15 protein-coding genes are annotated in these 16,849 nt (G+C 71.4%); 9 read left to right on the forward strand and 6 right to left on the reverse strand.

Features of this window, described 5'->3' with window-relative positions; all coding sequences use genetic code 11:
- A partial coding sequence (locus tag ON41_RS16440) for an SbcC/MukB-like Walker B domain-containing protein (protein WP_276325738.1) occupies positions 1 to 2,245 on the forward strand: 2,245 nt, incomplete at its 5' end.
- 3 nt (positions 2,246 to 2,248) lie between these two features.
- Here ON41_RS16440 and ON41_RS16445 read toward each other — a convergent pair.
- Positions 2,249 to 2,830, reverse strand: a complete 582-nt coding sequence (locus tag ON41_RS16445; RefSeq protein ID WP_157185495.1) for a TetR/AcrR family transcriptional regulator — start codon at positions 2,828 to 2,830, stop codon at positions 2,249 to 2,251.
- A gap of 123 nt (positions 2,831 to 2,953) precedes the next feature.
- On the opposite strand from ON41_RS16445, the gene ON41_RS16450 reads away from it, so the two are divergent.
- The 6 genes from ON41_RS16450 to ON41_RS16475 all read left to right on the forward strand — a co-directional run bounded on the left by ON41_RS16450 (position 2,954) and on the right by ON41_RS16475 (position 9,901).
- Positions 2,954 to 4,126 carry an MFS transporter gene (locus ON41_RS16450; protein WP_040748532.1) on the forward strand — a complete coding sequence of 391 codons (1,173 nt, stop codon included), beginning with the start codon at positions 2,954 to 2,956 and terminating at the stop codon, positions 4,124 to 4,126.
- A 538-nt stretch (positions 4,127 to 4,664) separates the two neighbouring features.
- A complete protein-coding gene (locus tag ON41_RS16455; protein ID WP_040748533.1) occupies positions 4,665 to 6,101 on the forward strand; it encodes an amino acid permease in 1,437 nt (478 codons plus the stop codon).
- Positions 6,098 to 7,195 carry an alpha-hydroxy acid oxidase gene (locus ON41_RS16460; RefSeq protein ID WP_040748534.1) on the forward strand — a complete coding sequence of 366 codons (1,098 nt, stop codon included), beginning with the start codon at positions 6,098 to 6,100 and terminating at the stop codon, positions 7,193 to 7,195. Before ON41_RS16455 ends, ON41_RS16460 begins: the two co-directional genes overlap by 4 nt.
- Positions 7,192 to 7,560 carry a RidA family protein gene (locus ON41_RS16465; protein WP_040748535.1) on the forward strand — a complete coding sequence of 123 codons (369 nt, stop codon included), beginning with the start codon at positions 7,192 to 7,194 and terminating at the stop codon, positions 7,558 to 7,560. The genes ON41_RS16460 and ON41_RS16465 overlap by 4 nt, the downstream gene beginning before the upstream one ends.
- Entirely contained in the window at positions 7,557 to 8,561 is a 1,005-nt protein-coding gene (locus ON41_RS16470; RefSeq protein ID WP_040748536.1) for a class I SAM-dependent methyltransferase, read from the forward strand. Before ON41_RS16465 ends, ON41_RS16470 begins: the two co-directional genes overlap by 4 nt.
- Positions 8,558 to 9,901, forward strand: a complete 1,344-nt coding sequence (locus ON41_RS16475) for an FAD-binding oxidoreductase (RefSeq protein ID WP_040748537.1) — start codon at positions 8,558 to 8,560, stop codon at positions 9,899 to 9,901. The genes ON41_RS16470 and ON41_RS16475 overlap by 4 nt, the downstream gene beginning before the upstream one ends.
- Before the next feature lie 9 nt (positions 9,902 to 9,910).
- Here ON41_RS16475 and ON41_RS16480 read toward each other — a convergent pair whose 3' ends face one another.
- From ON41_RS16480 to ON41_RS16495, 4 genes are all read right to left on the reverse strand, one after another.
- Entirely contained in the window at positions 9,911 to 10,849 is a 939-nt protein-coding gene (locus ON41_RS16480; protein ID WP_051161646.1) for a phosphotransferase family protein, read from the reverse strand.
- A gap of 85 nt (positions 10,850 to 10,934) precedes the next feature.
- Complete coding sequence (locus ON41_RS16485) at positions 10,935 to 11,903, reverse strand: helix-turn-helix transcriptional regulator (protein WP_040748538.1); 969 nt, start codon at positions 11,901 to 11,903, stop codon at positions 10,935 to 10,937.
- Positions 11,904 to 11,957: 54 nt separating this feature from the next.
- Positions 11,958 to 12,206 carry a hypothetical protein gene (locus ON41_RS16490; RefSeq protein WP_157185496.1) on the reverse strand — a complete coding sequence of 83 codons (249 nt, stop codon included), beginning with the start codon at positions 12,204 to 12,206 and terminating at the stop codon, positions 11,958 to 11,960.
- 182 nt (positions 12,207 to 12,388) lie between these two features.
- The gene (locus ON41_RS16495; protein ID WP_051161666.1) at positions 12,389 to 12,865 is read right to left on the reverse strand and encodes a M15 family metallopeptidase; all 477 of its coding nucleotides are present in this window, start codon (positions 12,863 to 12,865) and stop codon (positions 12,389 to 12,391) included.
- A 214-nt stretch (positions 12,866 to 13,079) separates the two neighbouring features.
- Between ON41_RS16495 and ON41_RS41615 the strand changes: the two genes are divergently transcribed.
- The gene (locus ON41_RS41615) at positions 13,080 to 13,250 is read left to right on the forward strand and encodes a hypothetical protein (protein ID WP_157185497.1); all 171 of its coding nucleotides are present in this window, start codon (positions 13,080 to 13,082) and stop codon (positions 13,248 to 13,250) included.
- 279 nt (positions 13,251 to 13,529) lie between these two features.
- Complete coding sequence (locus tag ON41_RS16500) at positions 13,530 to 14,981, forward strand: FAD-binding oxidoreductase (RefSeq protein ID WP_051161648.1); 1,452 nt, start codon at positions 13,530 to 13,532, stop codon at positions 14,979 to 14,981.
- Positions 14,982 to 15,011: 30 nt separating this feature from the next.
- Here ON41_RS16500 and ON41_RS16505 read toward each other — a convergent pair whose 3' ends face one another.
- A complete protein-coding gene (locus ON41_RS16505; protein WP_051161650.1) occupies positions 15,012 to 16,688 on the reverse strand; it encodes a fumarate hydratase in 1,677 nt (558 codons plus the stop codon).
- Between the last annotated feature and the right edge of the window lie 161 nt (positions 16,689 to 16,849).

The raw sequence follows: 16,849 nt of genomic DNA on the forward strand, positions 1-16,849 counted from the left end.
CGGCAGCGGCAGCGGCAGCGGCAGCGGCAGCGGCAGCGGCAGCGGCAGCGGCAGCGGCAGCGGCAGCGGAGGAAGTGATACCGCGGGTGGCGGGGCGACGCACGTGACGGTCGGTGCGGACGGGCGGTATCGGCATGGTGTTCAGCTGGGCCGTCACACCAAGTCGCACGCCGAGTTCATCGGCGCTACCGCTCGCGCTCGGCGCCGCGAACTGCGGCTGGCCGAGATCGCCGCCGCGATCGAGGCCGCCGAGGAGGCCGGGCAGGCCGCGCGGGCGGAGGAGGAGTCGGCGACCGCGGAGCTGGCGGGGATCTCCGCCGCCGCCAAGGCGCTTCCCCGGACCAGCGGCGTCACCACGGCCCTGCGGGCGGTGTCCGAGGCGGCCGGCATGCTGCGTTCCCGGTCCGAGAGCGCGACGCAGGCCGATCGCGACCTGGATCAGGCCGTGGCCGCGTTCACCGCCGCCGACAAGAAGGTCCGGTCGGTCGCCGCGGCGCACCGGGCCCCGCGCGATCCCGCCGAACTGGACGCCCTGGCCGCCGCCATCCGGCACTTCGAGAACACCGGCACCGCCCTGTTGCGGCTGCGTGGCGACCACCAGCGCGAGCACGAGCGCGCCCGCGAATCCGACGACCGCCTCGCCGAATCCCGCGACCTGGCCGAGGCCTTCGCCGAGGAGGCCGAGGCCGCCCGCACCGGATACGAGGAACAGCTGCGCAAGCTGGAGACCCTGCGGGAGGCCCTGGGCGCGGGCGCCGCCGACATCGACCACGAACTCGAACAGGCCCGCGAGCGCATCGAGGCCGCGCGCGCGGAGCAGAAGGCGGCCCGCAAGGCCGCCGCCGACGCCATCGAGGGTGTCGGCACCGCCGAGGGCGCCTACCGCGCCGCGCACGATTCGCTCGGCACCGCCCTCACCGAACTGCTCGCCGACGTGAAACACCTTGCGCCCTATGCCCGCCCGGATCTGCTCAGCCTGCTCGGCGCGCCGGAGGGTAGCCGCTGGCCCAGCAGCGAGGCCGCGTGGTCGACCCCCGAACAGCTGCTCTACCGCATCGAGACGACCGGCCCGAAAACCCCGGGCGAGGACGCCGAACCGGTGCGAGTACTGCCCGACGAGGTGCACGAGCTGTTCGAGAACCTCTCCGCGGCAACGTCGTCGGTGCGCGCGGGCGAGGCGGCGCGCAAGTCGACGCGCAGCGCGGTGACCGCCGCCCTCCAGGAGTTCGACGCCGCCCTGGCCGCCGCCCGCCAGGACTACCGGCTGCAATGGGACGCGGCCGACGGCCTCACCGTGGTGCAGGTACACGACGATCAGGGCGCCGCCGCGCTGGCCGACTTCGCCGACCGCATCGCCGGCGCCCGCTCCGACCAGGAACTGCTGCTCACCGACGCCGAGCGCCGCATCCTGGAGGACGCGCTGCTGACCGGGCTGGCCCAGCAGATCCACGAACGCACCAGCGACGCCCGCGATCTCATCACGCGGATGGGCAGCGAGATGAAGCAGCGCCGGATGTCCTCGGGCAACACCATCGGCGTGCACTGGGTGCTGGCCGACAACCTGTCCGATTCCGCACGGGCGGTCTGCAAGCTGCTCGACCGCGACGCCTCCGATCTCGCCCCCGAGGATCTGGCCACCATCCGCGCCCACTTCGCCGCCGAGATCCGCACCGCCCGCGCCGCGCACCCGGAGCGCTCCTATCCCGAAATCCTCGCCACCACACTGGATTACCGCACTTGGCGGGTGTTCTCCTTCACGCTGATCACCGCGGACGGCAGCGAGGACCGGCTCACCGTGGCCCGCCACAGCGCGCTGTCCGGCGGCGAGCAGTCGGTATCGCTGCATCTGCCGCTGTTCGCCGCGGCGCACGTCATGCTGGATTCCGCCGATCCGCAGGCGCCCCGGCTGCTGGCGCTGGACGAGGCGTTCGCGGGCGTCGACGACAACGGCAAGAGCGAATTGCTCGGCCTGTCGGTCGATTTCGACCTCGACCTGTTCATGACCGGCTACGACCTGTGGATCACCTACGACCACGTCCCCGCCTGCGCCCACTACGACCTGGCGCATTCGGCGGCGGAGAACACCGTCAGCGCCACGCTGCTGGTGTGGGACTCCAAGGATCTGCTGGCCGAACACGACGGCTCCGACCTCACCACCGCGCTCGGCTCGCCGAACCGCCGCCGCACCCCGCACACCGTGGAGGGCGGCATCACCTTCGACGAGGCGCTGGAACTCAGTTCCTGAGGGTCACACCGCCAGGCCCAGCGCCCCCGCGACCGCCCGGGTGAGGTGATCGGTGACCTCGCCGGGTGTCCACCGGCGGTGCTCGGTGAGGTCGTAGACGACGCGTTCGTCGAAGATCGTGATCCAGAGCAGCACCGCGTAGCTGAGATCGTCCTCGGCCGACTTGCCTTCGCGCGCCAGCGAATTCAGCACGTCGGTCAGGATGTCGTGCAGGGCGGTGATGGACTCGTCGCCGTCCGCGAGACGTTCGACGAAACCCTTGCTGCTGCGGACGTAGCGCACGCCCGGTCCCCACTGCATGGCCTGCTCGACCCAGGTGCGGCAGCAGCGATGGAAGCGCGAGACGGGATCCGGACCGGCGTCCACCGCGGTGAGCGCCGTGATCAGCTGTTCGAGGGCCCGGCGGTGGAAGGCCTGCATCGCGTCCTGCGGCGTCGGGAAATGCCGGTAGGCCGTGGCCACACCGACGCCCGCCGCGGCGGCCAGCTCCGGGATCGAGAAGCCGACGCGGCCGTCCTGCAGCAGGCTGCGGACCGCATCGACCAGCAGTACGCGGCTGCGCTGGGCATCACTGCGGGTGTTCACGGGCACCTCACCATCCTGCACAGCTCCGTTCCGTGACGGGCGCGAGGGTGCCCGTTCGAGTAGAGAACTTCTTCTCAATTGTCTATCCTTCAATCGAGAAGATCTCCTCAATTAGGGGGCAGGATGCGGGTAGTCGCTCCGGGTGCGCTGTTTGTGCTGGTCATGGCGCAACCCAATCTCGCGACCGGGATGATGCCGTACTACCGGCATGCCTGGGCGCTGGCGCCGCTGCTCATCACGGTGATCTTCGCGGCGTATCTGGTGGCCTTGACGCCCACCCTGTCGGTGCTGGGCACGCCGCCGGGGCGGGCGGGCTGGTGGTGGCGGATCGGGGCGGGGTCGGCCCTCGGCGTGGCGGCGGATCTGGCGATGGCCGCGGCGGATTCGGCGTGGCTCGCCTGTGTGGCGCGGATCTGCGCGGGGCTGTCGGTGGGGCTGGTGACCGGTTCGTTGGCCGGGCTGATCCTGGAGCGGCGCGGCGAAGGGGGCCGCACCGCCATGGCGAGCGCCACCGTGCTCGGATCGGCGGTGGGCACCCTGGCCGCCGCCGTGGTCGCACAGTATCTGCCCGCGCCCGGGGTCACGGTGTACCTTGCGCACGGGGTGCTGCTGGCCGCGGTCGCGGTGACCGTACTCGCCGATCGCGCCGCGCCGCACCATGTCCCGGCATCCGGCGGGGCCCGGTCCGCGGTGGCGGCGACGGAGCCGCCGCTCGCCGGATACCTCAGCGGTATCGCGGCGTGGGTGTCGGCGGGGCTGGTGGTCGCGCTGCTGCCCAGTTACGGCGCGGAGCTGCTCGGCACGGGCAATCTCGCGCTGCTGGCGCTGCCGGTGACGTTGTATCTGGTCAGTGCGTGGGTGGCGCAGCGGGTCCTGCCGCCGAATGTCCTTCCCGCCGAACCGGTGTGGGCGCAGCTGGCCATCATCGCCGGTGTGGCGCTGGCCGCGGTGGTGTCGTGGCTGCCCAGCGCCGTGCTGCTGCTGTGCGGGGGTGTGGTGGCCGGCTGCGGTCAGGGCATCGCCTATCGCAGCGGGCTGCGGATCGTCAGCGCCGCCACGCCGCCCGACGGTCATGCCCGCGCGGCGTCGCGGTACGCGACGGTCGCCTATCTGTGCGCCGCGGTGGCGACGCTCGCCTTCGGGGCGATCGCCACCGCGGGGTCCATGCGCGACGCGGTGCTCGCCGCCGTCGTCGTACTGGGCGTGGTGGTTTCCGCCACGACCCTCGTCCGCCGGCGCGCAACGGCGCGGGTCGGCGGGTCGGTTCCGATTCCCGAGAAGTCCACGATCGCTTGACAACTCCCCCGACCACCAGCGTTCCCGCGACCTGATCTCACGTCCCACCGACCTGACTTCACGGTCCCACCGACCTGATTTTTCCGTCCCACCGATCATTTTTCCGGCACGCTTTTGGCCGGAATCCAGCGGGAGATTCCGGCCAAAAGCGCGCCGGAAAAATGGTCGGGGCGTGAGGCGCGCCGAATAACGATGGCGTGACGCGAGTAGCGACCGACGCGTGGCGACACGAGTAGCCGCAGACACATGGCGACGCGAGTAGCCGCAGACACGTGGTGGCGCGAGGCGCGGCAGACGTGTGGTGGCGCGGGCGAAATAGGTGAATAGGCCTGGATCCAAAAGTGGAGACAGCGCATGGAATTCGAGCCCCGAGGGCACCCGGGGCATATTCGCATGCGCTGAATACGTTATGCCACTTCGCTTTTCGTCAACCCAACTGGAAACGGTTTCGTTACACACGTTCATCCGCACACAAAATCCGGTTGATTCACTGAATGGGTACCACTCGAAATACATTCCCAGCGAATGGATTCCCATCATGGCAGCACCACCTGAGATCGGTTCCGCATTGCGGCGGACCACCCTGTTCCGGCGGCAGGACGCCGCGGCTCCGGCGGATCCCGGCGGAACGCTCGTGCGAAGTCTCGGTCGCGTCGATCTGATCGCGATGGGCGTGGGCGCCATCGTCGGCGCGGGCATCTTCGTCACCACGGGCGTCGCCGCCGCGACCAAGGCGGGGCCGGCGATCGTGCTGTCGTTCGTGCTGGCCGGGGCCATCTGTGTACTGGTGGCGCTGTGTTACAGCGAGCTGGCGTCCATGACTCCCGTCTCCGGCAGCGCCTATACCTACACCTACGCGACCATGGGCGAGGTCCCGGCCTTTCTGGTCGGCTGGAATCTGCTGCTCGAATACGCGGTGGCGGCCGCGGCGGTGGCGATCGGCTGGTCCGGATTATTCGGCGCGGCATTGAATTCGCTGTTCGGCGTGACACTTCCGGTGGCGATCACGGCCGGGCCGGGCAGCGGCGGAATCGTCAATCTGCCCGCCGTTCTCATCGTCGCGGCACTCGTCGCGGTCCTCGTCTTCGAGGTCAAGGTGGCGGCCGCGGTGGTGAAAATTCTGGTGGCCGTGACGATCGGCGTTCTCGTGCTGGTCGTCGCCGTCGGCGCACCCCATCTCGACGCCGGGAATTGGACGCCCTTCACGCCGTTCGGCGTCAACGGCATCGCGGCCGGCGCGGCCCTGGCATTCTTCGCGTATCTCGGTTTCGATATCGTCGCGACCTCCGCCGAGGAGACCCGTAACCCGCGCCGGGACCTGCCGTGGGGAATCATCGGCTCCGTCGTCGTGGCCACCGTGCTCTACGTGGCGGTGAGTGCCGTATTGACCGGTGTCGCGCCGTATTCCACATTGAACAATGCCGCGCCCGTCGCGACGGCGCTGGCCGCCATCGGCGCGGGCTGGATCGGCAAGGTCATTCTGGTGGCCTCCGTCATCGCGCTCACCAAGGGCCTGCTCATGCTGTTCTACGGGCAGACCCGCCTGGTATTCGCCATGAGCCGCGACGGCCTCGTGCCGAAGTCGCTGTCCCGCACCGGTTCCCGGGGCGTGCCCGTGCGGCTGAGCCTGATTCTCGGCGCCGCCGTGGCGGTCGTGGCCGGGCTGCTGCCCATCGACACCGTGGCCGAACTGGTGAATATCGGCGCGCTGTTCGCCTTCGTCGTGGTCGCGCTCGGCGTGATGCTGTTGCGCCGCACCGACCCCGACCGGCCGCGGCCGTTCCGGGTACCGCTCATGCCGCTGGTCCCGATCGCCGCCATCGCCGGATGCGTCTGGCTGGCCACCACCTTCGAGGCACTGACCTGGCTGCGCTTCCTGATCTGGAGCGCGGCCGGGGCGGCCCTCTACCTCACCTACGGCCGGACCCGATCCGTCGCCGGCCGCGACATCGCCGCCACCGGAGGGACCGCATGACCGCACAGCTGGACAGTTTCTACCCCACCCGGGTCGCCTTCGGCACCCTCGACGAGATCCACCTCGCCGCCTCCGCGGCGCTGCCCGCCGACGTCCGGGACTTCGTCGAGGGCGGCGCGGGCCGGGAGATCACGCTGCGCGCCAATCGCGAGGCGTTCGACCGCTGGCGCATCCTGCCCGAGCCGATGAGCGGCGTCGGCGTCCCGTCCACGCGCACCGAACTGCTCGGCATGCCGCTCGAAACCCCCGTGCTGACAGCGCCTTTCGGCGGGGACGCGCTGTTCCATCCGGACGGCCACCTCGCGGTCGCGCAGGCCGCCCAGCGGCGCGGCGCGCTGTCGATCGTGCCGGAGGCGGGCAGCTTCTCCTACGAGCAGGTCCGGGCCGCGGGACCCGCCGCCGCCCGGATCGCGCAACTGCATCCCTTCGCGCACGCCGCCGCGGTGGCCGAGCGGGTGCGGCATGCCGGATTCGAGGCGCTGTGCGTCACCGTGGACTGCCCGGTGGGCGGATTCCGCACCCGCAATATGGGCAACCGGTTCGATCCCGACCTGCGGTACTTCGCGGGCAACCTCACCGGCGAGGACGGCGCGCCCGGCGTCGCCGAGGTCTTCGGCCAGCTGCTCAAACACGGTGGCACGGTGTGGGATTGGGGCCAGCTGGCCGATGCGGCGACCGAGTTCTCGCTGCCGTGGATCGCCAAGGGGGTCCTCACCCCCGCGGCGGCCGAACGCGCGGCGGCCCTCGGCGCGGCGGCGATCGTGGTATCCAATCACGGTGGCCGCCAGGTGGATCCGGCGCCCGCGAGCCTGGCCATGCTCCCCGCCGTCCGCGCCGCCGTGGGCCCCGCGCTGCCGATCCTGTTCGACAGCGGCGTCCGCACCGGCAGCGACGTCTTCCTCGCCCTCGCTCTGGGCGCGGACGCGGTGATCATCGGCCGCTCGGCCATCTACGGTCTGGCCGCTGCCGGGGCCGCCGGGGTGGACCGGGTGCTGGAGCTGCTCACCGAGGAGTTGCGCACGCTGATGATCCTCGCGGGCGCGCAGACGGTCGCCGACATAGACCACCGGCGGATCGTGCGGGCAGAGACGTGAGCACCGCCACATCCTTCCCGCTGGCACGCAGCAGCGGGGGGCTGGTGTTCACCTCCGGCCTCGCCGCTGTCGATCCCGCCACCACGACCGTCTCGGCGACCACGTTCGACGATCAGGCCGCCGAGGTGTTCCGGCAGCTCGACCGGGCACTGGCAGCCGCGGGCAGCACCCGCGAGCAGGTGCTCAAACTCGACTGCTACCTGTCCGACCGGCGCTGGTTTCCGGCCTGGAACAGCGCCTTCACCGACTATTTCCGCACCGCCGCGCCGGCGCGGACCACCCTCGTCACCACCCTGCCCATCGACGGGCTGCTCATCGAAATCCAGGCGATCGCCGTCGCCGCGCACCAGGAAGATCGATCATGACCACAGTGACTCCCCTCGTCTCCCCGCATCCGACCCTCGGCGACTTCACCATCCGCGACGTCATCGAGGGCCAGACCGCCGGTCAGCTCATCGTCGCCGCCGACGACTGGGGCTGGTGGACATCGCTGCTCGCGGGCGACACCATCGAACCCGCCATCGGCATCCAGCAGACCGTCGCCGACGGCCTGGTCCGCGCCGGCTTCCTGCACCGGCGCGGGCATCGCTACCAGCTCACCCACACCGGTCACGACGTCGGCAAGAACCGCGGCTTCGTCCGGGTCGCCGTGCGCGGCTGGGAACCCACCTTCCGGCAGCTGTCCGGCAGCCCGCATCGCGCCTACATCCCCGCCGCCACCGAACCCGGGGAGGTGGCTCGCGGCTGCACCGATATCGCGCGCCGCCGCCCGGAGATCTTCGAAACCATCGGACGCGTTCTCGCGGAAGACGATCCGGGCTGCACGATCGATCTGGGCTGCGCCGACGCCGGGCGGGTCAAGGCGCTGGCGGGCCTGGCGCCGCGGGAGCGGTTCGTGGGCGTGGACATCGAGGCGGGCGTCGTCGCCGCGGCCACCGCCGAACTCGCGCCTCTCGGCATCGCCGACCGCGTCACCCTGCTGGCCGGGTCGGTGCAGCCGGAGCCGCAGCCCCCGGCCTGGCTCGACGCCGTCGACCGCGACTCGGTCACCACCGCCATGTCGTTCTTCCTGCTGCACCAGCTGGCCAGCGACGGCGCGGGGATCGCCGCGGTGCTGCGCGGCTGGATGGACTGGTTCCCGAACGTGCGGCGGCTGGTCGTCGGCGACGGCTATCTGCTCGAGGCGCCGCACTGGACGCAGCAGCCCTGGTTCTCCCCCACCTACGAGATCTACCATGCGATCACGGGCGTGCGGCTGTGGACGCAGCAGGAGTACGAGAGCGCGTTCGCCGGCCTGGGCTGGTCGGTGACCCGGCGGATGGAGGACCACACGATGCTGGTGACCACGATCCTGGAACGCGGGTGACCACCTTCCACGATCCCCCGATCGAGGTCGACACCCGCCCCGCGGTGCTCGACCAGTTCGTCGCCGACGAGACCGGCCGCCCCGGCCACCGTCCCCGGGGCGTCGCCTACGCGGCCGGTCTCGACGACGTCCTGGCCGTGGTCGCCTGGGCGCGCGACACCCGCACGCCGCTCATCCCCCGCGGCGCGGGCACCAGCCTCGAGGGGCATCTGCTGGCCCGCGGCGACGAACTGGTGCTGGACCTGTCCCGGGCGGACGCGATCGTGGACATCTCCCCCGGCGATTTCACCGCGACCGTGCAGCCGGGCGTCACCCGCACCCGGCTCAATGCCGCCGCGGCGGCGCACGGGCTCCAATTCACCGTGGATCCGGGCGCCGACGCCTCGCTGGGCGGGATGGCCGCGACCAACGCCTCCGGCACCACCAGCGTGCGCTACGGCGGGATGCGGGCCAATGTCCTTGCCCTGCAAGCGGTCTTCGCCGACGGGTCGCAGGCCCGGCTGGGGCGGGGGGTGCGCAAGTCGTCCAGCGGTTACGACCTGCGGGATCTGCTGATCGGGTCGGCGGGCACCCTCGGCATCATCACCGAGCTGACCGTGCGGCTGCATCCGATCCCGGAATGGCTGCGGTCGCTGCGTATCTCGTTCGCCACGGTCGAGGACGCGGTCGACGCCGCCGTGGCCATGCTCGGGCTGGCGCTGCCGGTCAGCCGCCTGGAACTCGTCGACGCGCGAAGTATGGCCGCCATCAACGCCTTTCGTGACACCCGCTATCCCGAATCGCCCGCGCTGTTCATCGATCTGGAGTCCGCGTCGGAGGCGGGCGCGGCGGCGGACGAGGCGGAGATCCAGCGGGTGTGCCGGGAGCGCGGGGCGGAGGAGGCGGCGCGCGCTGTCACCCATACCGAACGGCACGCCCTGTGGGAGGACCGCCACCTGCTGTTCTTCGCGCTCAAGGCGAGCAGTCCGGGCTCGCGGTTCCTGGTGACCGACACCGCGGTGCCGTATTCGCGGATCGCCGGGGCGGTCGCCACCGCGACGCGGCTCGGCGCCGAACTCGGCCTCGACGTCAGCGTCGCCGGGCATATCGGGGACGGCAACGTGCACGCCGTGGTCCCGTACACGGAGGCGAACCACGAGGCGGCGCGGGACTTCTCGGATCAGGTGGTGCGTCACGCCCTCTCCGTCGGCGGCACCGCCTCGGGCGAGCACGGCATCGGGCTGGCCAAGAAGCGGTATCTGCGGGAGGAGCACGGCGGGGCCGTCGAGGTGATGGCGGCGATCAAGCGGGCCCTGGACCCCCTCGGCCTGCTGAACCCCGGCAAGATCCTCGACGCCTGACCGTCGGCGTCAGCGCGTCCGGACCCGGTCCAGCGGCCGCCAGGCGCGCCACTGCCGCGGACCCTCGTCGCCGCGCAGGCAGCGGACGCGGTAGGCGGCGTGGTCGCGGTAGGCGGGGTCGTGCACGGCAGCCGCCGCCGCGGCGAGGGTCATGTGCAGTTCGCGGATGTCCCGCAGGAGGTAGAAACCCGCCCAGCGCAGCACGTCCCGGCCGAAGCTGCGGCAGAATCCGGCGTACTGGTCGGCGGTGATCCAGCCGAAGGAGGTCAGCGCGACCGCCGTACCGATCGCGTCCCATTCCGGCGGGCCGATCGCGACGTGGTCGATATCGCGCAGTAGGACCCGGCCGTCCTCGCCGACGGCGATCGTGCCGGATCGCGCGTCGCCGTGGACGACGCCCCACGGCTCGCCCTCCGGCAGCGCGGTCCACCGGTACCGCAGCCGGCCGACGTGCTCGCGTAGCCACCGGCGGTCCCGGGGATCCAGCGTCGCGGCCGCGCGAACCCGGCTCTCCGCCGACGAGAACGGCGACAGGGCGGCGAGATCGACGGCGGTCGGCGGCGGGAGCCGGTGCAGCCGCGCGAGCAGCCCGCCCACCTCGGCGGGGGTCGCCCGGCGGTGGGCGGGCAGGGCGTGCCAGAACGTCACCGCGTGTCCGTGCACCCGGATCGGCTGTTCGAGGCCCGAAAGGCACTGCGGTGCGGCGATATCCGATTCCGTGAGCCAGCGCGACACCGCGAGCGCCCTGCGGGCCGCGGCGGTCCGCCCGGGAGTATCCACCCGCGCCACCACCTCGCCCGCGAGCCGCAGGAACAGCGCACCGGCCGACCGCATCGGCCGCACCTCCGCCGCGTCGAGGCCGGCCTGCGAACACGCCTGCCGCACAACCGATACGACCTCGGCGCGCGCGGCGTCGCCGATTGTCCGTTCACTCCCCGTCAGCGCCATGAGTTCCGCTCGAGTACGTGCCCTCCGCGATCGACTTATCGTCGCACAGCGCACCCGGCCGGCACGCGTACCTGGGCGGCAGCCCCTATGCTCGGTCCGGCAGGGCCGCGTCGGCCAGATCCCGCAGGCCGCGCAGTTGCCGGGCCAGTTCCGGGGATTCGCGTACCCGGAATCGGGCGCCGAGCGAAACCAGCTGGGCCGCAAGCCAGTACGGGTCGTCGTCGCGGTCGCCGCGCAGGCGGCAGCGATGCTCGTCCAGGGCTTCGAGCGCCGTCTCCGGGACGCCGAGGCGGGCCGCGACGCGGTGCGCCGGTGCGTCGATCGTGACGTCCACGCGGTATACCGGTGTGCCCCAATCGGTCCGGTCGCCCGAGAGGTACGCGGCGGCGTCGGCGGCGGGCAGGGTGCGCGGGGCGCAGCGGGCTCCCGTCGGCTGGACTCGCTCGACGCGGTCCACGCGGAAGCCGCGCCAGGCGTCCCGGTCGAGGTCGTAGGCCACGACGTACCAGCGCCCCCGCCGGACCGCCAGCCCGAAAGGTTCGGCGTGACGGCGTGTTTCGCCGCCGGCGGCGTCGCGATACGCGAACCGCACCCGCTCCCGGTTGGTGACGGCGGCCGCCAGCGCGGCGAGGACCTCCGGATCCGCCTGCGGACCGCCGTTCGCGGCCGCCGCCGTCGCACCGCTCACCACCCGGACGCGGCGGCGCAGCCGGGCCGGGAGGACCTGTTCCAGCTTGGCCAGCGCGCGCACCGAGGCGTCCTCGATCCCCGCTACCGCCTGTCCCGCGGCCGCCCGCAGCCCGACAGCCACCGCGACGGCCTCCTCGTCGTCGAGCAGCAGCGGCGGCATGGCCGTACCCGCGGCCAGCCGGTAGCCGCCCGCCGCGCCGAGCGTGGCGTCGATCGGATAGCCGAGTTCCCGCAGGCGATCGATATCGCGGCGGACCGTCCGGTCGGTGACGCCGAGCCGCTCGGCCAGCTCGCTGCCCGGCCAGTCGCGCGGGGTCTGCAACAGCGAGAGCAGGCGGAGCAGCCGGGCGGGCGTATCGGTCATATCCGCATCCTGCCCGACAACTAGGACGGGTTCGGTCCTAGACCGTCGAGGGGATCACCGGACGGGTGGCGCCGGGGCGATCGTCTCGGCCGGAACCACGACCGTGCGCGCCGGGGAATTCATCTCGGCGGGGCTCGACTGCGCGTATCCGAGCCAGCCCGTGCCGACGAAGACCGCCACGAGCAGTGCGGTGGGCAGGTCCAGTAACAGCCAGGTCGACGGGAAGTCCTGCGTCACAGCGATCTTCGCCTGCCGTGGGATCGGTACCGACCAATATCCCGCGCCGTGCACCCGCCGTGTCACCGAACCTCCATCGCTTCGAACCGACTACCGGCGACCGGTCGTTTGCCGGACCGCCGCCAGCTCACCAGGATGGTCCATCGCCGCGTTCGCCACACCGGTAACGCACAGGAAAATGGGCGTGTCCGACCAATTTCGCGAAAAACCGGACATTAGCTGCCGGTCGAGCGTCCGGTCGGGGCCCGCTAGCGTTCGGCGGCGGAGGGTGACCGTGGCGGGCACTGCCCGCCGGGCGCGGTGACGAGTTCGAAATGCCACCATTCGTTGTCGAAGGTCCGGCACAGTCCCCAGCGATTGCCGTTGGCCTCCAGCCATCCGGCGCCCTCCCGTGGGCCGACGTCGACGGCCCTGCCCTGCACGTGGGTGGACTCCGCGGGCGGCAGCACCCAGCGCCGCGCCTCGTCCGGGCCGCCGTAGGTGGCCAGCCCGTCCTGCCACAGTTCCTCCTGCTGCTCGGGCGTGCGGTAGCCCGAGGTGATCGACAGCGGCACCCCCTCGGCGTGCGCCTGCTGCTCGGCCAGGGAGTAGGCGGCGGCGAGCGCCGGTTCGAGTCCGCCTGTGCCGGCGGCGGATTCGGTGGTGGCGTGGGCCGGCCCGGTCAGCGCCGGACCCCAGACGGCGACGCCCAGCGCCAGCGATGCTCCCGCTATCTCCTGCAACATGCGCAGATCGTATGCCACCGGCGTACCGGTCGATCTCACCGACGCGGGGAGATCGGCCCGCGCAATCGGTGCGCAAATGCGCGGCCTTGCGGACTTACACACCCACCACCGGGTCATTCACACGAATTCGCGTGTCCGGCACCACGGACAGCGACGGACCAGCTACCGTACGGGTGGTCAGTGGTCCCCAGGCCTCGACGGCGAGGAGGGTGTCATGTCACTTCCGATGACGGCGCACGTACTGGTATCCGTCACCGCGGCATTCGGCGCCACCGCGCTGGTCGCGCTCACCACCCGCTCCCCCGCGAGAACCGACAGCGGCGCCCGCGACAACTACCCCGCGGCCCTGCGCCGGCGCCACACCCGGGCCGCCGTCCTGGAGTGACGACGGCCCGGAACTCGTGTGGCGCTACCTCAGCACACTGCTGCCGAGGCTGAGAACGCTGCTGCCCGCACTGAGCACCATGGACAGGATGCTCTGGAAATCCATTCTCTCTCCTTCTCGAATTATCCGGGGAGCACACAGTATTGGCCTCCTCCGGGGCAGCCGGATTCCCAGCGTTGACGAGGGGGTACCGCGTTGTCACCGGGGCCGCGCGCGGGTCCCGGCACTACGATTCGAGGCGAATCGTGGCCGGAAGCGAGCGGAAAGCGACAGGTATCGATGGCCGACAGGGCGAACGGATCGGACGGCATCACCGGCGCGCTACCGCGCCGCTCGTTCCTGCTCGGCGCCGGTGCGCTGGCCGCCGCGAATGTCGCCGGATCCGGTGTGGCCGGTGCGCAGGAGCCCGCCGCGACGGCGTGGGACGAGCTGCGCGAGCGGGTGCGCGGCACGCTGGTCCTGCCCGGGGATACCACGTTCGGCCCCGCGAAGGCATTGTTCGACCCGCAGTTCGACGATCGCGCGCCGGCGGGCGTGATTCGAGCCGCCACCGCCGACGACGTCACGGCCGCAATCGTTTACGCACGCGACCGCGGGCTGCCGATCGCCGCCCGCGCGGGCGGGCACTCCTATGTCGGAGCCTCCGCCACCGACGGCGCGCTCGTCGTGGACGTGCGGAACCTGCGCGAGGTGACCGTCGACGGCGACCTGGTGACCGTGGGGACGGGGGCGACCAGCTTCGATGTGCTGTCCGCGCTGGACGGTTCCGGTCACGCGCTGCCGGTCGGCACCTGCCCCGACGTCGGCCTCGCGGGTCTGGCCCTGGGCGGCGGCCTCGGCGTCGACTCCCGCCGGTACGGGCTGACGTGCGACCGGCTGGTCTCGGCGGAACTGGTGCTGCCCACCGGGGCGACCGCGCGGACGTCCGCCGACGAGCTGCCGGGGCTGTTCTGGGCGCTGCGCGGCGCGGGCGGCGTCACCGGCATCGTCACCTCGCTCACGATGCGCACGTGCCCCGCCACCGCGAAAGATGTCGTGCGCCTGACCTTTCCGGGCGAGGCGGCGGCGCGGGTCCTCACCGGCTGGGCACAGTGGATGCCGGCCGCGGACCGGGCGGTCTGGGCCAATGTCGAGATCTCCGCCACCGCCGACGGCCTCGGCTGCGCCGTACTGGTCGTGAGCGACGCCGGTGCGGGGGCCCGAGCGGCCACCGAGATCGCGGCCACCGCGGCGACCGCGCCGCTGTCGGTGGACACCCGCTCGTTCGCGCCGCTGGACGCGGCCGTCCGCCTCGGCGGCGGGGCCAGCCTGCCCCGGTCGAGCAAGGTCGCCGGATCGGACGTGCTCGCGCAGCTCTCCCCCGCCGTCGCCGCCACGATCGTCGATACCGTGACCGCCCGATCACGCGGCGGCGCAAGCGGTTACGTCCTCATCGATCCGCTCGACGGCGCGGTGCGCGACATCCCCGCCGATGCCACGGCCTTCCCCTGGCGCGCACACGCCGCCGCGCTGCAATGGATCGTCGAGTCGCCCGACGACCCCGGCGATGCCCGCCGCTGGATCGCCGACGCCCACCGGGCACTCGGCCCGGCCTCCGCGGGCGCGTACGTCAACTACGTCGAGCCCGGCGAACGGCCCGACCGCTACTACGCGGGCAATCTCGCCCGCGTGCGCGCCGTCCACCGATCAGCCGATCCGGACAACCGCCTTCGCGGCGGCATCGCCTTCTGAGGCTTCTCGGGCCCCGTTCCACCGCCGGTGTCAGACCCGTTCCTTGGACCGGGTACGCACCCGCAGGGCGATGGGCTTCTGGGTCTCGGCGAAGAAGTCGTTGCCCTTGTCGTCCACGACGATGAACGCCGGGAAGTCCTCGACCTCGATCTTCCACACCGCCTCCATGCCGAGTTCGGGGTACTCCAGCACCTCGACGGATTTGATGCAGTCCAGGGCCAGCCGGGCCGCCGGGCCGCCGATCGACCCCAGGTAGAACCCGCCGTGCTCCTTGCACGCCTTCGTGACCTGCGCCGAGCGATTTCCCTTGGCCAGCATGACGAACGAGCCGCCCGCCGCCTGGAACTGGTCGACGTAGGAGTCCATACGCCCGGCCGTCGTGGGCCCGAACGATCCGGACGCGTACCCGTCCGGCGTCTTGGCCGGACCGGCGTAGTAGACCGCCATATCGCGCAGGTACTGCGGCATCGGCTCGCCCGCGTCCAGGCGCTCCTTGATCTTCGCGTGCGCGATGTCGCGCGCCACCACCAGCGGGCCCGTCAGCGACAGCCGCGTCTTCACCGGATACTTCGACAGCTCTGCGCGGATCTCCGACATCGGCCGGTTCAGGTCGACCTGCACGACGTCGCCGCCGAGGATCTCGTCGGTCTGCTCCGGAAGGTACTGCGCCGGTTCGCGTTCCAGCTGCTCCAGGAACACGCCCTCGGGGGTGATCTTGGCCAGCGCCTGCCGGTCCGCCGAACAGGACACCGCGATCGCCACCGGGCAGCTGGCGCCGTGCCGCGGCAGCCGGATCACCCGCACGTCGTGGCAGAAGTACTTGCCGCCGAACTGCGCGCCGATGCCGAAGGACTGGGTCAGCTTGAAGACCTCGTCCTCCAGCTCCAGATCCCGGAAGCCGTGCGCGGACGGGGATCCCTCGGTCGGCAGGGTGTCGAGGTAGTGCGCCGAGGCGTATTTCGCGGTCTTGAGCGCGAATTCCGCACTGGTGCCGCCGATCACGACCGCCAGGTGGTACGGCGGGCAGGCCGCGGTGCCCAGCGAGCGGATCTTCTCGTCCAGGAATTCCAGCATCCGCGCCGGGTTCAGGATGGCCTTGGTCTCCTGGTACAGGAACGACTTGTTCGCCGAACCGCCGCCCTTGGCCATGAACAGGAACTTGTACGCCGGATGCGCGGGATCGGCCGCGGTGGAATACAACTCGACCTGGGCCGGCAGGTTGGAGCCGGTGTTCTTCTCGTCCCACATCGTCAGCGGGGCCAGCTGCGAGTAGCGCAGGTTCAGCTTGGTGTAAGCGTCGTAGACGCCCCGGCTGATCCACTCCGCGTCGTCCGCTCCGGTCAGCACGCCCTCGGACTTCTTGCCCATCACGATCGCGGTGCCGGTGTCCTGGCACATCGGCAGGATGCCGCCCGCGGAGATGTTGACGTTCTTCAGCAGGTCCAGCGCCACGAACCGGTCGTTGCCCGAGGACTCCGGATCGTCGATGATCCGGCGCAGCTGCGCCAGGTGCGCCGGGCGCAGGTAGTGGCTGATGTCGTGCATGGCCTCGGCGGTCAGCAGCCGCAGCGCCTCGGGCTCGACCTGCAGGAAGGTCCGCCCGTTCGCCTCGAACGTGTGCACGCCCTCGGTGGTGAGCAGCCGGTAGGGGGTGTCGTCCGCACCGGTCGGCAGGAGATCCGAGTACAGGAAGTCAGGCGCGGACACGTTTCGCACACTCCTCGACGAGGGGCTGGAGCGCTCAGGCGCGGGCAGCCGGGTGAATCCAAGCGAGTCGACTCTAGCCAGCACCGGATCCACGAATGATCTGAGGCAAACCTAATATGCAACACCCGTCACATAGGTTGCACCTTCAACATCCGGGGTGT

The organism is Nocardia transvalensis NBRC 15921 (assembly GCF_000308875.1).
Lineage (GTDB): Bacteria > Actinomycetota > Actinomycetes > Mycobacteriales > Mycobacteriaceae > Nocardia > Nocardia transvalensis.

Excerpts from the sequence above, each read along its gene's own strand:
- ON41_RS16470 (WP_040748536.1), top strand. The coding sequence starts at position 7,557 with ATGACCACAGTGACTCCCCTCGTCTCCCCGCATCCGACCCTCGGCGAC.
- ON41_RS16455 (WP_040748533.1), top strand. The coding sequence starts at position 4,665 with ATGGCAGCACCACCTGAGATCGGTTCCGCATTGCGGCGGACCACCCTG.
- ON41_RS16500 (WP_051161648.1), top strand. The coding sequence starts at position 13,530 with ATGGCCGACAGGGCGAACGGATCGGACGGCATCACCGGCGCGCTACCG.
- ON41_RS16450 (WP_040748532.1), top strand. The coding sequence starts at position 2,954 with ATGCGGGTAGTCGCTCCGGGTGCGCTGTTTGTGCTGGTCATGGCGCAA.
- ON41_RS41615 (WP_157185497.1), top strand. The coding sequence starts at position 13,080 with ATGTCACTTCCGATGACGGCGCACGTACTGGTATCCGTCACCGCGGCA.
- ON41_RS16460 (WP_040748534.1), top strand. The coding sequence starts at position 6,098 with ATGACCGCACAGCTGGACAGTTTCTACCCCACCCGGGTCGCCTTCGGC.
- ON41_RS16480 (WP_051161646.1), bottom strand. The coding sequence starts at position 10,849 with ATGGCGCTGACGGGGAGTGAACGGACAATCGGCGACGCCGCGCGCGCC.
- ON41_RS16485 (WP_040748538.1), bottom strand. The coding sequence starts at position 11,903 with ATGACCGATACGCCCGCCCGGCTGCTCCGCCTGCTCTCGCTGTTGCAG.
- ON41_RS16495 (WP_051161666.1), bottom strand. The coding sequence starts at position 12,865 with ATGTTGCAGGAGATAGCGGGAGCATCGCTGGCGCTGGGCGTCGCCGTC.